The 486-nt window shown below is 64.2% G+C and carries 2 tRNA genes; both read right to left on the reverse strand.

Annotation, left to right across the window (positions count from 1 at the left end):
• Positions 1–66: 66 nt before the first annotated feature.
• Positions 67–138 (reverse strand) — tRNA-Val (locus PUR71_RS00970).
• Positions 139–350: 212 nt separating this feature from the next.
• Positions 351–422, reverse strand: a tRNA-Val gene (locus PUR71_RS00975).
• Positions 423–486: the final 64 nt, after the last annotated feature.

Here is a 486-nt window from a genome sequence, read left to right on the forward strand (position 1 = left end):
CGGGGCGGCCCCGAACGCGCCGCAGGCCCTGACCGGTATCCCGATCAGGGCCTGCATGCTGTCCGGTGGGCGATACTGGGATCGAACCAGTGACCCCTTCGGTGTGAACGAAGTGCTCTCCCGCTGAGCTAATCGCCCGGGCAACGAGAAGAACTGTAGCACCATTTGGAGCCGGTCGTACAACTCGCCCGTTCCGGGGCAGCCCCGGCCGAACCGCAGAACCGGTGCTCCGCACGGAAGGTGACTGGGGCTCAGGTGCATTCGCCCGGACAGTTCCGGCGGGATTCCGGAAATACATGTGAGGCCCAGCCGATAATCGGCTGGGCCTCACATATCACAATGCATTCCGGTGGGCGATACTGGGATCGAACCAGTGACCCCTTCGGTGTGAACGAAGTGCTCTCCCGCTGAGCTAATCGCCCGGGTGCAGGGAAAACATTACCGCATCCCGGAGGGTGGTCCGAACACCCTGCCCGACGGGGCCCC

It is taken from the genome of Streptomyces sp. SP17BM10, from assembly GCF_036322405.1.
Lineage (GTDB): Bacteria > Actinomycetota > Actinomycetes > Streptomycetales > Streptomycetaceae > Kitasatospora.